14 protein-coding genes are annotated in these 13,799 nt (G+C 35.4%); 8 read left to right on the plus strand and 6 right to left on the minus strand.

Features of this window, described 5'->3' with window-relative positions; translation table 11 throughout:
• The first annotated feature begins 66 nt into the window (after positions 1-66).
• From K9B36_RS00415 to K9B36_RS00425, 3 genes are all read left to right on the plus strand, one after another.
• Positions 67-873, plus strand: coding sequence for an RDD family protein (locus tag K9B36_RS00415; RefSeq protein WP_223699960.1), 807 nt, complete (start codon positions 67-69; stop codon positions 871-873).
• A gap of 323 nt (positions 874-1,196) precedes the next feature.
• Positions 1,197-1,397, plus strand: a complete 201-nt coding sequence (locus tag K9B36_RS00420) for a cold-shock protein (protein WP_064094055.1) — start codon at positions 1,197-1,199, stop codon at positions 1,395-1,397.
• A 436-nt stretch (positions 1,398-1,833) separates the two neighbouring features.
• Entirely contained in the window at positions 1,834-2,811 is a 978-nt protein-coding gene (locus K9B36_RS00425) for a ring-cleaving dioxygenase (RefSeq protein ID WP_223699962.1), read from the plus strand.
• Between the two features lie 178 nt (positions 2,812-2,989).
• Here the strand turns inward: K9B36_RS00425 and K9B36_RS00430 are convergent, their stop codons facing one another.
• The 3 genes from K9B36_RS00430 to K9B36_RS00440 form a co-directional block, all read right to left on the minus strand.
• Positions 2,990-3,136 carry a hypothetical protein gene (locus K9B36_RS00430; RefSeq protein WP_223699963.1) on the minus strand — a complete coding sequence of 49 codons (147 nt, stop codon included), beginning with the start codon at positions 3,134-3,136 and terminating at the stop codon, positions 2,990-2,992.
• 311 nt (positions 3,137-3,447) lie between these two features.
• Positions 3,448-4,317, minus strand: coding sequence for a DUF3307 domain-containing protein (locus K9B36_RS00435; protein ID WP_223699964.1), 870 nt, complete (start codon positions 4,315-4,317; stop codon positions 3,448-3,450).
• Between the two features lie 17 nt (positions 4,318-4,334).
• Positions 4,335-5,078, minus strand: a complete 744-nt coding sequence (locus K9B36_RS00440; protein ID WP_223699965.1) for a hypothetical protein — start codon at positions 5,076-5,078, stop codon at positions 4,335-4,337.
• A gap of 474 nt (positions 5,079-5,552) precedes the next feature.
• Here K9B36_RS00440 and K9B36_RS00445 point away from each other — a divergent pair, with 474 nt between their 5' ends.
• On the plus strand, positions 5,553-6,194 hold the full coding sequence (locus tag K9B36_RS00445; RefSeq protein WP_223699967.1) for an NUDIX hydrolase: 642 nt from the start codon (positions 5,553-5,555) through the stop codon (positions 6,192-6,194).
• Between the two features lie 93 nt (positions 6,195-6,287).
• Here K9B36_RS00445 and cydS read toward each other — a convergent pair whose 3' ends face one another.
• Genes cydS through K9B36_RS00455 form a run of 3 tightly spaced genes read right to left on the minus strand, consistent with a single transcriptional unit; the run spans position 6,288 to position 8,768 of the window.
• Entirely contained in the window at positions 6,288-6,386 is a 99-nt protein-coding gene (cydS, locus tag K9B36_RS17015) for a cytochrome bd oxidase small subunit CydS (RefSeq protein ID WP_399201172.1), read from the minus strand.
• Positions 6,387-6,399: 13 nt separating this feature from the next.
• Positions 6,400-7,413 (minus strand): cytochrome d ubiquinol oxidase subunit II, encoded by a 1,014-nt coding sequence (locus K9B36_RS00450; protein ID WP_223700961.1) that lies wholly within the window; start codon positions 7,411-7,413, stop codon positions 6,400-6,402.
• Between the two features lie 17 nt (positions 7,414-7,430).
• Positions 7,431-8,768, minus strand: a complete 1,338-nt coding sequence (locus tag K9B36_RS00455) for a cytochrome ubiquinol oxidase subunit I (protein ID WP_223699970.1) — start codon at positions 8,766-8,768, stop codon at positions 7,431-7,433.
• Positions 8,769-9,090: 322 nt separating this feature from the next.
• On the opposite strand from K9B36_RS00455, the gene K9B36_RS00460 reads away from it, so the two are divergent.
• The 4 genes from K9B36_RS00460 to K9B36_RS00475 all read left to right on the plus strand — a co-directional run bounded on the left by K9B36_RS00460 (position 9,091) and on the right by K9B36_RS00475 (position 13,796).
• The gene (locus K9B36_RS00460) at positions 9,091-10,362 is read left to right on the plus strand and encodes a helix-turn-helix domain-containing protein (RefSeq protein ID WP_223699972.1); all 1,272 of its coding nucleotides are present in this window, start codon (positions 9,091-9,093) and stop codon (positions 10,360-10,362) included.
• A gap of 202 nt (positions 10,363-10,564) precedes the next feature.
• Positions 10,565-11,698 (plus strand): sensor histidine kinase, encoded by a 1,134-nt coding sequence (locus K9B36_RS00465; protein ID WP_223699973.1) that lies wholly within the window; start codon positions 10,565-10,567, stop codon positions 11,696-11,698.
• Complete coding sequence (locus K9B36_RS00470) at positions 11,699-12,298, plus strand: response regulator transcription factor (protein ID WP_223699974.1); 600 nt, start codon at positions 11,699-11,701, stop codon at positions 12,296-12,298.
• A 226-nt stretch (positions 12,299-12,524) separates the two neighbouring features.
• Positions 12,525-13,796 carry a DEAD/DEAH box helicase gene (locus K9B36_RS00475; protein WP_223699976.1) on the plus strand — a complete coding sequence of 424 codons (1,272 nt, stop codon included), beginning with the start codon at positions 12,525-12,527 and terminating at the stop codon, positions 13,794-13,796.
• Positions 13,797-13,799 lie beyond the last annotated feature (3 nt).

The following is a 13,799-nucleotide window of genomic DNA, read 5'->3' on the forward strand; positions in this document are numbered from 1 at the left end:
TATAGTAATATTATAGAAAAATAGAAACACTTATAGTAAAATTTATCCATGAAATGAGGTTATCTTTTGAACGCAGAACAGGTGGACATAAAAACGCCAGAATATGTTTCCTTGCAATTCCAATCTGCTGGTCTCGGAAGTCGAGCAGCCGCATTTATTGTTGATCAATTGATTCTTATGATTGTGAACATCCTGATTGTTATCGGTCTTTTACTAATGTTAAATGCATCTATGATGGATTTTCTACTTTTGGATATGCCTTCTTATTTAGTAGCTGGAGCCATATTATTAATCTTTGTTGTGCGGTGGGGTTATTTTTTTGCGTTTGAATATTTTTCAGGAGGAAGCACAATCGGTAAAAAAATGGTTGGAATTCGAGTAATACAAGAAAACGGACACAGTATTACATTACTTTCGAGCTTAATAAGAAACCTTTTGCGAATCATTGATAGCCTTCCTATAAATTATCTAATAGGGATGCTTATGATATTCTTTCACCCTAAGCATAAGCGGTTAGGGGACTTGGTGGCTGGGACCATTGTTGTCCACGAAAGAAGAAAGAAGCGGAAGAAAAAAAAGCAGACCAAGTTAGAACAGGAAATTTATATTCGTGGACTTTCAAAGGATCAACTGCAATTAGGAGAGTGGGACATCAGTCGCGTTTCTCAGAAGGATTGGGAACTTTTACGAACCTATATTAATCGTTTTATGGAACTTTCCCTAGATGACAGAATTATGTTAACACGCAAAGTAGCAGAAATCATCGGTCCAAAACTGGGTTGGGATATAAGTGAAAAGGGCTATCGAGAACTTGAAAATAACTTGCTTGTCCTTTATTTAATATTAAAAGAGGAATGGGAGTTTGAAATTTAGGTTTAAACTCTAGAATTTTGTGGTAATATAAAATTGTAATGCTTTAGTGGTTTAGTGGATATTGCAGGCGAAAGATAATTTATAAGGACAAAGAATGGTTAGGTTACATATTCTTCGCACAGATTATTGTTCAGCGAATTCTTTTTTAAAATTTATTTTAAAATTCATTTGCTTTTTAAAGATTTATCTGTTATTCTAAAGAAGAATTATTTTTGTTCGGTCCTCTAGGTTATGAATAAGTGTTTAAACTTTTCGCCTTGGATATCTAAATGAGCAACTATAGTAATAAAACGTGGATAAAATCCACACAGGAGGAAACAATTATGCAACAAGGTACAGTAAAATGGTTTAACGCAGAAAAAGGATTTGGCTTCATCGAAATCGAAGGTGGAGAAGATGTATTCGTACATTTCTCAGCTATCCAAGGCGAAGGCTTTAAATCTTTAGACGAAGGCCAAAAAGTTACATTTGACACTGAGCAAGGTCAACGTGGACTTCAAGCTACTAACGTTAACAAAGCGTAATAACGGAGGGACTCTTTTATAAGAGTCCTTTTTTTTGTGTTTATAAGTGACAACATATGAGTGATTGTATTAGTGAGCGGTGTTAAAGTTCTTTGGGAATACCTGCTTTGGAGCGAAAGGCGGAGACTCTAAAGGGGGAGGCTCCAGTACCCCCAGTGGAACGTGTAGGCTTTTGCGGAAATCAAGAGCGGCGTTAACATAACCAAAAAAAAAGACCGACTACTGAAATAGTAGCCGGTCTCGGAAAAAACATGTTACAGGTAATAAAATGGTTAGGACAATCATAACACATATTGCAGAGAACACCTAAACAAATTTTAAAAACTTGAAAAAGGGTACAGTTGATTATTTGACACGTTCGTTGGAGAGTGTTATATTTATCTCGAATTCGAGATAATTTGCTGATAAAGTATAAAGCTAACTAGGAGGATTTTGAATGAGAGATTTAAAAGGCGTTCACCACGTAACAGCGATAACGAGTAGTGCTGAAAAGAACTATGATTTTTTCACGAATGTTTTAGGTATGAGACTTGTTAAGAAAACGGTTAACCAAGACGACATCCAAACCTATCATTTATTTTTTGCAGACGATGTAGGAAGTCCCGGGACGGATATAACCTTTTTTGATTTTCCGGGAATCCATAAAGGTACCCATGGGACAAATGAAATTTTTCAAACAGGGCTCCGAGTACCATCTGATAAAGCTTTGAAGTACTGGGCTAACAGGTTTGAAAGACTCGAAATCAAACATACTGAAATTAAGGAGCAGTTTGGAAAAAAAGTTCTTTCTTTTGTAGATTTTGATGATCAACAATACCAATTAATATCTGATGAAGCTAATCACGGTGTGGCATCAGGTACTCCCTGGCAGAACGGACCTATTCCATTAGAGTTTGCTATCACGGGTCTTGGACCACTTTTTGTCCGTATCGCCAATTTTGAATATTTTAAAGAAGTTCTGGAAAAAGTACTTCTATTTAAAGAGATAGCTAGCGAAGAATCAACTTATTTATTTGAAGTAGGGGAAGGAGGCAATGGTGCTCAGATTATTGTAGAACATAATGCAAAGTTGCCTCAAGCCATTCAAGGTTACGGTACCGTTCACCATGCGGCTTTTCGAGTCGAAGATCGCACGGATATAGATGATTGGAATAGAAGGCTGCAAGGCTTTGGTTTTCAAACTTCTGGACACGTCGACCGTTATTTTTTCGAATCCTTATATGCAAGAGTTGCTCCACAAATCTTGTTCGAATTTGCAACAGATGGTCCTGGTTTTATGGGAGATGAACCTTATGAAACACTTGGAGAAAAATTGTCTTTACCACCTTTCCTTGAATCAAAAAGAGAGCAAATAGAAAAATCTGTTCGTCAATTTGATACAATTAGAAGTACCATAAAGTTTGTTAAAGAATAAACAGATGGAGGATTATCTCTTTCTGGTAACTTTGGAAAGCAGTTGCCACTACTGAACACACTAAAATAGCATTGTGCCATTATGCACAATGCTACTTGTGGTGCTATATATTAGGGAGGGGGATACTCAAAGGCAAAATCGGTAATATGGTTATGGTCAGGCTATTCTGTCACTATGGTTATAACTTGTCTTCTAAACAATCTAAACCCTTTCTGATTCTTTTGATTATTCTAGCTGCTACGCGATTTCTTAAAGCTTCGTACATTTCTAATTCTTCTTGGTAATCTTCTCCGATGTTTTCCAAAAGATCATGAATCCTCTGCATTTCATTCCCCCCTTTCTTCTAGTATCATATGAAAATATTTAGAAGAGGACTGGATATTTGTCTGCTTAAGGTACCCATTTATTAAAAAATGGTAGAGATGGTAGAGTTCCATTGTTTGTGATAAAACAAAGCTCTTTTCGTAAAGATTGTTGCTGTAAGCCCGTAAAAAATTGGCAATTGGATTTATTACTGCCTTTTTCTCACCAAATTAAGAGTAACTTTTAGTGGTGAAAAGGAAAAGAGCACGAAAGCAACGGTGGTAACGTGTTGTACCAACATACGTAAAAGCAACAATCAATGCGAAAACAGCCTTAAACAAAGAATACAACCTTCAGAATAATTCCATATACTATAGCAAAAAGAAAAGAAGTTAAAGTGCCAAGTAGGAAATACTCAGCCCAGTCCCGGTCGTCCATTTGCTTAAATCGAGTTAAAGATTTGGCCGCTACGATAAAACCTACTGCTGAAAATGATCCCATTAATATAAGAGCGACAACCAGCAACCTTTCAAGGTATCCTATTATTTTTCCGCGGGAGAGGTCTTGATGCTTCATTACCATGTAAATGTACTCTTCCGATAAATGCTTATGACTTGTTGAACTTACAGTATGGTCCCTTAAAGTATATTTACCTTCAAATAAGGAGAGGTATTTTGTTAATGAACCTAACATGATCTTTATAAAATGACCTGTTACAGACGTTATTAAAATAAATACGATCAAGATGAACAGGGTACTATTAAGCAATGTTAAAGTTGGACTTGGTCCCTCAAGAATATGAAGGGAGAGTAATACAGATTGTAATAGTTCCCCTAAGTTTACTTCGTAAAAATAATAGCAAACAACTAAAATGGTAAGAACGTGTAAAACTTGATCTGCTAAAAACAGTCCAAGGCTCCATCCATTCTTCTGTTGAAGGTTTTGAATCTTTTTTTGCGAATATATTTTGGTCATATCTATTAACCCGTGAAATAAAGTTAATAAAATAGCAGGTAAAACAACATACAGAAGATAATTCGAGTATCCCAGGTAAAAGGAAATAATCACTAAAGTAACGAAAGCTATTAGACCATGATGCAATAAGTGGATCTTCAAATATTTCTTTTTATCATTTACCATTTTTTCAGTTTGAAGGTAAAAATCAGCAATCAGATGGCCAAGTATTAGGCTAAGAACTATCATAAATACGCTCCTAACATCTATAACATGATAAAGTCTAAATTTTGTTTTAGATTATTTTTTATTGTATTATTTATTTCTTTTGTTATATTAGCTGAAGACGTTGCAGCATGGTTTTTTTCTAAAGAAATTAATGTGCGCTGAATGGTTTGTAAAGTTCTATGTATTATCTCACAATTACCTTTCTTATAGTGACTAGATATGGTAGAAGGGGACTTTCCTAATAGTTTTGCGATAGTTTTTTGTTCTTCCATCACGGTATAAAGTCCTGATATTAAGTGTTGCAGCGTTGTTTGTTCTTGCATCATTTTTCCTTGATATTCTAATAACAAATTCACCATATCCATGGTAGGCTGATCTGTCATTTCTGTTTCAGGAACCAAAAGGATAGGTGTTCGATTAGTAGATCTTTTAATTTTTTCATTAGCCATTCTAGCTTGACTCATTAGGGGATGATTCCATTTATCAATATCGATTCTGGTTAGATCTTCTTCCACATTACCAAATGAGATCCCGAAATAGGGTGGTTGTTCTTCTAGTTTCCAAATTTGACTGATGAAAAAGGCTACTGTATAAGCTGTAGCATAATGATCAAAGATGCAAACTATTTCATCCCCTAAACGATGTTTGACTTGCACGTTTGGTAAACCTACTGTCCAGTTTTTAATTAATTCTTCTATTTTCTCAAGATATGATGTTATTTTTTTCCAGTTTTTACTTGAATTAGTTACATCCATTATAAAAACAGATACAGGCTTTTCCATAGGTTAATTCTTCCTCTCTAAACAGTTGGCTTTGAAAAACAATGTGAAGCGGCAATCAATTGGTAATTATTAAGGTTTGACACTTAATAGCAGAAACCCAAAGTTATATGTAACCGACTTAGTATATCCTAATATTTTAACTCGATTCGACTATATAATCAACTTATCGCTGAATTCGATAGTTTAATCGAATTAAAGATACATAGATTAAATGAGCGAAGTTTTATTGATATTTAACGCATTATAATAACACCTTAGAAAGCAAGATTTCATTGAATTTAGAATATTTATCCTTTAAAGTTATTATGCGTTTAACACACTTTTTTCTGCCGAAGTGTTTTTTCTTTAACTCTGCTCATACCGTAACGAATGGTGTTGCAAGCCAGCAACGATTGTAACGGGGGGAGTCCTAATTTACTTTAAAGCAAAAGCTCTAGCAATGAATGAAAACTCGCTTGAAAGAGGGTATCAAGGATGGAAGAGGAAATACTCAAGATTTTTGATGAAAAACAAAATTATATTGGAGAATCTACAAGAGAAGAAGTTCATCGCTTAGGCTATTGGCATGAGACCTTTCATTTTTGGCTAATTAGCCAGGAAGAGGATCAATATTATCTCTATTTTCAACTTCGTAGTATGATAAAAAAAGATTACCCCAACTTATTAGATATTACTGCTGCGGGACATCTACTGGCAACTGAATCGGTTGCAGATGGGGTAAGGGAAGTTAAAGAAGAGATAGGAATTGACATTAAGATGGACGAACTTGAGGAGTTAGGGGTTATCCCATATTCCAATACGCAAAAAGAAGTAAAGGATAATGAATTCGCACACGTTTTTCTTTTAAATAAAAACATCCATTTTGATGAGTTTTGTCTGCAAAAAGAAGAGGTAGCTGGAATTTTCAAAGCAAAATTAAAGCACTTTACGGAGCTTGTTAATAACAAAAGAGAGAGCTTGAAATTGATTGGTTACCAATTTAATCAAGACGGTCTAAAGGCAAGTTCTGAAAGAATAGTTACAAAAAGTGACTTTGTCCCTCATGATGATCAGTTTTATAAGAAAACAATTTCGGCTATAGCTGCTGCAATAGAAAGAAATAATACTAATATTTAGAAGAAAAGCGATACACACATACATTGGTTCTCTTTATGCAACTAATAAAGCCAGCCTCCGTTTAATAAAAAAAGGAAGCAGGCTTTTAAGCAATTAATATTCTTCTTTTCCGATAGCACCCCATAGGAATAAAAGAAATACCGCTAAGACGATAACTAACACGGGAGCAATCATAATTAGAAAATAATCCATTTCATTTTCCTCCTTACTTTTTACCTTGAACATATTGATTATCAAATAAGAATAGCCTCATCAAAAGATAAAGTGAAGGAATCAGCAAACACAAACCAGCTATAAATGCGATAATTAATGAAATAGCCATGGCTTCATTCGTAAATCCATCATATATAGTCAAAAATGGATACAGCAGATAAGGTAAGTGAGATGCTCCATATCCATAAAAGGCTGTTGCAAATTGTAGCATAACGAATATAAAGGCAAGACCTAAACGCTGTTTTTTCCACATAAGGAAAACTGCCCCCAAAAAGAAGAGAAACGATAAGCTAAACATCCACGAAAGGTCTAACATTTTATCAAAATGAGTCGGGTTATGATCACTTAAAGCAAAGAATACAAGCACACTAGCAAATATGGTAGGAAGACTCCAATTTAAAGCATATTTTCGCAACACTTCAAATGCTTTCTCATCTTTTGCAGAATTAGCATAAAAAGCAAGGAAATAAGCTGAAATATAGAGCACGCTTACTAATGCTAAAATGACGACAGACCATGAATAGAAGCTAGAAAACAAGGCTTTATAATCCAAAGTGACGACATCCCCAGCTAAACTGATAAAGCCCCCTTCAGAAATTGTTAGCACTACTGAAAGAGAAGCTGGTATTAATAGACCGGTCGCTCCATACAAAAGCTGATAAAATAGATTCCCTTTTGCACCGTAATGGTGGAAAGCGTAATAACTGCCGCGTATTGCCAAAAGTATGATGGCAATGCTTCCTGGTATAAGTAAAGCGGTGCCGTAATAGTATGCAGTAGAAGGGAAGAAACCCACAATACCGATAAAGAAAAATACTAGAAATACATTGGTAACTTCCCATACAGGGGAAAGGTAACGCACAATGACTTTATCAATAAGATGATCTTTTTTTGTAATGGTAGAATAGTAGCTGAAAAAACCAGCTCCAAAATCAATGGATGCCACAATTAAATATCCATATAAAAATGTCCATAAAACGGTAATACCGATTATTTCATAACTAATCATAAAATTCCCCTCCTTTACTCAAGTCCTTTTTCACGAAGCTCTTTTTCCACAGGGTTGTTTTTGAATATTTTCCTTAACACTGTAAAACAGGTTGTCAGAAGAACAATATACAACAGAATGAAAAGTATGAGCATAAGGTCCACATGATTGGAGGTAGTAGCTCCTTCTGATACGGTCATATGTCCTACAAGCAACCATGGCTGCCTGCCAAGCTCTGCAAAAAACCAGCCCATTTCAATCGCTAACATCGATAGGGGAGCAGAAACAACGATGGCCCATAAAAGAGGTCTATTCCATTCATTCCATTTTTTTACCCTGGAGAAGACTGTATACAAAATGGAAACGAAAGCTAATAACATTCCTATCCCAACCATAAGATCAAAAAAGTAATGAACAATTAATGGAGGAAGCTCGTCCTCTGGAAATTCTTCGAGACCAATTACTTCAGAATTAGGATCCCCATGTGCAAGAATACTTAGTGCATAGGGTATTTCAAGGGCGTATTTAACTTCATTGTCATCTGTCAGGTATCCGCCAAGAATAAGAGGCGCTTGTGTTGAAGTTTCAAAATGCCATTCAGCAGCAGCTAGTTTTTCAGGTTGATATTCTGCTAGAAATTTACCTGATAAATCTCCGATAATAGCGGTAGATATAGCAAAGACTGTCGCAGCAGTCATCGTTAATTTCAATGCCTTCTTATGGTAAACATGATCTTTTCCACGAAGTATCGCAAACGCTGCAATACCAGCCAAAATGAAAGCGGAAGTTAAGTATGCAGATGATAATACATGCGCCACCTTTGTAGGTGTTGCAGGATTAAACATTGCCTCCAAAGGACTTATATTCGTTAGAACACCATTCTCTATATCAAAACCTCGTGGTGTATTCATAAAGCTATTGACAGTGGATATAAAGAAACCAGAAGCAGTAGCTCCAATAGCAACGGGTATTAGTAGGAAAAAATGATAGATTTTCTTTTTAAATCGATCCCATGTATAAAGATAGATACCTAGAAATATTGCTTCAAAGAAAAAAGCAAATGTTTCTAAAAACAGCGGTAAACTTATTACATGACCTGCAAGCTGCATAAAATTAGGCCATAAAAGACTTAACTGTAAGCCTATGGCTGTCCCGGTTACAACACCTACAGCAACCGTAATAACGAAGCCACGTGCCCAACGCCTTGCCAGAAGTCGATAATGCTCATCATTTCTTTTAATCCCCATCCACTCAGCAAGTGCAATCATTAGGGGAATACCTACTCCGATCGTAGCAAATATTACGTGTACCGCAAGAGTAACTCCAGTTAATATTCTGCTATATAAGACAGCATCGTACTCAATCCCAAACATTTCATTCACTCCTTTAATTCCAGTAAGAACTACATCTACTCAACATGATACTACAGTTTGCTCACTAATTCACAATATAAGTTTCAGAAGTTTTATCTCCAATAATTATATTCCCTTTTTTGATTGAGCAAAACCCGTTTAAGGCTATTAATATGACAATCTAGTGGCGAGCTAAGGGCAAAATTGTGACAGTGAAAAACAATACAAAAAACGATAAAAGTCTAATAAGGATAAAATTATTGTTGAAATTATGAGGATAAAGTATAAAAAAATAGAAATTAGTGGTAGAATATTCTTATAATTCACACAAAGGGTGATGGTATTGAGGCTAGGAAATATTATTAAATATTATCGAGAAAAGAAAGGCTTTTCTCGAGAAAGACTTTCTCAGAATTGTTTCACTACATCTCAACTAACCAGTTTTGAATTGAATGAAACTGAGCCCTCAACTCATCAACTTGAAGTTATCGCTGAAAAATTGGAATTAAATAAATCCCTTTTTTCTCAAACGTCCTGTCCCATACTAGAAGAAAAGTTATTTTCTTGTTATAAAAGTACTATTTCCCACAATCAAAAAGAAGCTTGGAAGAAGTTGACCCTTTTCAATGAAGAACATCAAATAGGTCTAACAACCACATATGTAAATACCTTCTTGCTTTATCTAATAATTAAATTGAATTATTTTTTATTAATTCAGGATAAAAAAGTGATTGATTCTTTGTATGAAGAAATCTCCGGACTCCCTAAGAGCTTAAATTCACAAATTGAATATGTTAGAAAAAGGACCTTGGGTATTTACTATTATCGAAAAAATAACAATTTGAAATCAACTCAATTACTCAAAGAAGCTCTTACCATGGTAGTAAGTCATCCAGTATGTAAGGAAGATTGCGCAGGTTTGTATTATCAAATAGCATTAACAAGTCATAAAACCTCGGAAATTTACGATTCTATCCACTATGCAGAGAAAGCGCTCAAAATTTATGAAGAACTGGTTTCCTGTCGACGCGCTGCAGAATGTCATATTATTCTAGGACTAAATTATCAGAAAATATATCAATACCAATTAGCAGAAGCCAACTATAAAAGTGCTAAGATAATAGGGGGCAATCTTCAAGATATCTATTTACAATCAATGGCCTTACATAATTTAGGATTTAATCAGTCCTGTCTCGGAAATTCTGAGGATGCTATTTTTTATTTTTTAGAGTCATTAAAAATGAAAAAGCAAGAGGATCGATGCTTGTACACTTATTATACACTTGCCAAAGAATACTATAAACTGGATTTATTTGAATTTGCTAGAGGTTGGGCGGACGAAGGATTAGTATTAGCAAAAAGAAGTAAAATAGAGGATTATATCATCCATTTTACTGTATTTATTTATCTGTTAGAAAATAATCCAAAGTTAGAAACCTATATCTCTAACTATGTTTTACCTTATTTCACCAGCGCCGGCAACAAAGGAAAGGTAGCTCAATATGCCGAAACTCTAGCTGATTACCATTCAAAAAAAGAAAATTACCAAAATGCAAGCACCTATTACCAAATGAGTTTACAAGTGCAAAAAGGGATAGCTGGAGCTGTGTATTAACTGAGCGATGCTAGCTAATTTCATCTCACCAGGCACCAACCTTTAAAGTTGGTGCCTATGTTGATTAAGTAAAGTAAACCTCCAACAGTTAAGAAATGAGCCTTCTTAAAAAATGGGGGACTAGACTTTATTCTCTCAATTTTTTCAGATACAATATATCTCATAGAATGGCATACTAGAATGAAAGTAAAGAGGGTTAGCGATGCAAAAAAGATTTTTGATTTTCCAAAAGGGGTCGGGGATAGCCCCTTATATATGGAGTGTTTTCAGCATTTTACCGTTCTACTTCATTTTCCAATCTTCTTCAACACTTGAAGTGATTATCGGAATTACTCTAACGGTCCTATTTTTCATTTCTTACAGATTAGCCTTTATATCGAAAAAGTGGCCAGTGTATCTTTGGTCAAGTATTCTTATTGGTATTTCCATATCAATGACGATTGTATTTCAATTTATATATTTTGCATTTTATATTGCTTATTATAACGGGAAAATAAAAAATAGAATTGCCTTTATTGTCATATATATTATTCACCTAGTAGCAACAACAATTGCAATAAATATTAATGTGGCATTAAGAGATGAAATGTTTATTAGTCAACTCCCTTTTGTAATCATTATTTGGATAAGTGTTATTTTACTACCTTGGAATCTCTTTAATAAGGGAAAACAGGACATATTAGAAGAAAAGCTCGATGTAGCAAATAAACGAATATCAGAATTGGTTAAGCAAGAGGAAAGACAAAGAATTGCACGAGACCTTCATGATACACTAGGACAAAAACTTTCATTAATCGGGTTAAAAAGCGATCTTGCAAGGAAGTTGATTTATAAAAATCCAGAGCAAGCGAAAAGTGAACTGAAGGATGTTCAGCAAACAGCCCGGACGGCACTTAACGAAGTAAGGAAAATGGTCTCGCAAATGCGGGGGATTCGTGTATCGGAGGAATTAGTACGTGTAAAACAAATTTTAGATGCAGCAGAAATAGGTTTCACACTCGAGACAGACCTCCCATTAAAAAACAGCTCTCTTTTTATGGAAAATGTGCTTAGTATGTGTCTTAAAGAAGCTGTGACCAATATTGTAAAGCATAGTAAAGCAACTACCTGTTCTATAAATATTGAGCAGTTGGTGGATGAGTTGCGACTTACTGTAAAGGACAATGGAGTGGGAATGGACGTAATTCAAGACCCAGGAAAGGGAAGTGGTTTAGAAGGAATGAAGGAAAGATTGGAATTTGTAAATGGAAGACTAGATATAATAGAAGACGATGGTACATCATTAGTCATTACAGTCCCGAATGTGGTTATTCATCGCGACAAGGAGGAGCAATAAATGATACGTATTGTCATAGCTGAGGATCAGCGAATGATGTTAGGTGCATTAGGGTCGTTACTTGACTTAGAGGAAGATATGGAAGTGGTTGGAATGGCTGCGAATGGCAAAGAAGCAATAGACCTGTATGAGCAATATAAACCGGATGCTTGTGTGATGGATATTGAAATGCCAGAAAAAACAGGGTTAGAGGTTGCAGAAGAATTGAAAGGAAAAGGATGTAAAGTAATCATTTTAACTACGTTTGCTCGTTCAGGATACTTTCAGCGTGCATTAAAAGCAGGCGTTAGCGGATATCTATTAAAGGATAGTCCAAGTGAAGAGCTTGCCAATTCCATCCGAAGCATCATGTTGGGCAGAAGAGTTTACGCACCAGAGTTAATGGATGATGTCTATGGCGAAGAGAATCCTTTAACAGAAAGAGAAAAAGCGGTTTTGGAGCTTGTGGCAGACGGAAAGAACACGCAGGAAATTGCTGAAGAACTTAGTTTAAAAAGCGGAACCGTAAGAAATTATATTTCCACCATCCTTGATAAGTTAGAAGTGAAAAACCGAATTGAAGCAATTACACAGTCTAAAGAGAAGGGATGGTTTAAGTAATAGTTGTTGATTGATTCAGTTGATGTCTTAAAGTGTCCTTTTTTATTTTTTGTTAAACTTGGTTATGTTATAGTAAGTAAGTACCTAAACCTTTATCCGTTAGTGTTGATAGTTTGTTGTCATACTCTTTTTCTTTGCTTTCATGAAAAGAGTCATGTAAAACTGTCATACAGCCGACATGTTAAATACGTGAAAAGTGCCTAAATGTATATCAAAGAAAAGAGAAGTGATCGATTTGCCTGATTTTTTACAACTAGGAATACGAAAAGAAATCAACCACACGTTAAAATCCCTTGGTTTAGTAACTCCTACTCCAATTCAAGAAAAAACAATACCTTTCATATTAGAAGGAAAAGACATCATCGCACAAGCACAAACTGGAACCGGGAAGACTTTAGCGTTTGTATTACCAATTCTTGAGAAAATAAATATAAACAATCCTGAGACTCAAGCCCTTATTTTAGCACCTACACGCGAACTTGCTCTTCAAATAACGAAAGAAATTAAAAGAGTGAAAGAAAATGTGGATGGGTTAAATGTACTGGCTATATTTGGCGGCCAGGATGTGGAGCATCAATTAAAGAAATTAAGAGGCGCTCAACATATTATTGTTGCTACCCCTGGGCGATTATTAGATCATGTCAGAAGAAGAACCATTGATCTTTCCACCATAAGTATGTTTGTATTGGATGAAGCTGACCAAATGCTTTTAATGGGATTTCTTCCTGATGTAGACAATATAATCGGAGAAATGTTTAGCTCCCGTCAAACCATGCTATTTTCTGCTACCATACCAAAAGAAATTCATTCTCTTTCTAAAAAGTACATGAGAGAACCAGAAAACATTGAAATAAAAGAAAAGCAAATTACTGTTAAGAAAATAAAGCAATTTGCAGTGGAAACGACAGACCGCCGGAAAGAAGGGACGCTGCTTCATTTACTCAATGAACACCGTCCTTACTTAGCAATTATATTTTGTCGAACCAAAGCAAGAGTTCAAAAGCTGCAAGAAACTTTAAAGCAGAATGGATTTAATTCTGATGAACTTCATGGAGATATTCCACAATCCAAGAGGCAAAGAGCAATGAGAAACTTTCGAGATGCTAAGCTGCAATTTTTAGTTGCTACAGATGTTGCAGCCAGAGGGCTTGATGTAGAAGGAATTACCCACATTTATAACTATGATGTTCCACAGGATGTAGAAACCTATATACATAGAATAGGAAGAACAGGACGAGCAAGTGGTGAGGGTGAGGCTTATACTTTATACGCACCTCGTGATGTCGACTTTTTACAAATGATTGAAAAGGGTATAAACCAATCATTAGAAAAAATAGTAATTAGAGGGGTCAGTATTCCAGATCGTGATGACTATGACAAGGAACGCACTGAAAATATAGCAAAAGCACGTAGAGCAGCAGCTAAACGAGATGCAGGAAAACCCGCTGGTGGGTCCAAAATTAGACACAAAAACGAAGAAAGAAAAAAATATCGATAGAAA

Origin of the sequence: Sutcliffiella deserti (assembly GCF_020037475.1) — a bacterium.
GTDB classification, from domain to species: Bacteria; Bacillota; Bacilli; order Bacillales; family Bacillaceae_I; genus Sutcliffiella_A; species Sutcliffiella_A deserti.

Bases quoted from the DNA above. Each gene is read 5' to 3' on its own strand.
- cydS (WP_399201172.1), bottom strand. From the start codon at position 6,386: ATGGATTATTTTCTAATTATGATTGCTCCCGTGTTAGTTATCGTCTTA.
- K9B36_RS00445 (WP_223699967.1), top strand. From the start codon at position 5,553: ATGGAAGAGGAAATACTCAAGATTTTTGATGAAAAACAAAATTATATT.
- K9B36_RS00465 (WP_223699973.1), top strand. From the start codon at position 10,565: ATGCAAAAAAGATTTTTGATTTTCCAAAAGGGGTCGGGGATAGCCCCT.
- K9B36_RS00420 (WP_064094055.1), top strand. From the start codon at position 1,197: ATGCAACAAGGTACAGTAAAATGGTTTAACGCAGAAAAAGGATTTGGC.
- K9B36_RS00430 (WP_223699963.1), bottom strand. From the start codon at position 3,136: ATGCAGAGGATTCATGATCTTTTGGAAAACATCGGAGAAGATTACCAA.
- K9B36_RS00455 (WP_223699970.1), bottom strand. From the start codon at position 8,768: ATGTTTGGGATTGAGTACGATGCTGTCTTATATAGCAGAATATTAACT.
- K9B36_RS00425 (WP_223699962.1), top strand. From the start codon at position 1,834: ATGAGAGATTTAAAAGGCGTTCACCACGTAACAGCGATAACGAGTAGT.
- K9B36_RS00435 (WP_223699964.1), bottom strand. From the start codon at position 4,317: ATGATAGTTCTTAGCCTAATACTTGGCCATCTGATTGCTGATTTTTAC.
- K9B36_RS00470 (WP_223699974.1), top strand. From the start codon at position 11,699: ATGATACGTATTGTCATAGCTGAGGATCAGCGAATGATGTTAGGTGCA.
- K9B36_RS00440 (WP_223699965.1), bottom strand. From the start codon at position 5,078: ATGGAAAAGCCTGTATCTGTTTTTATAATGGATGTAACTAATTCAAGT.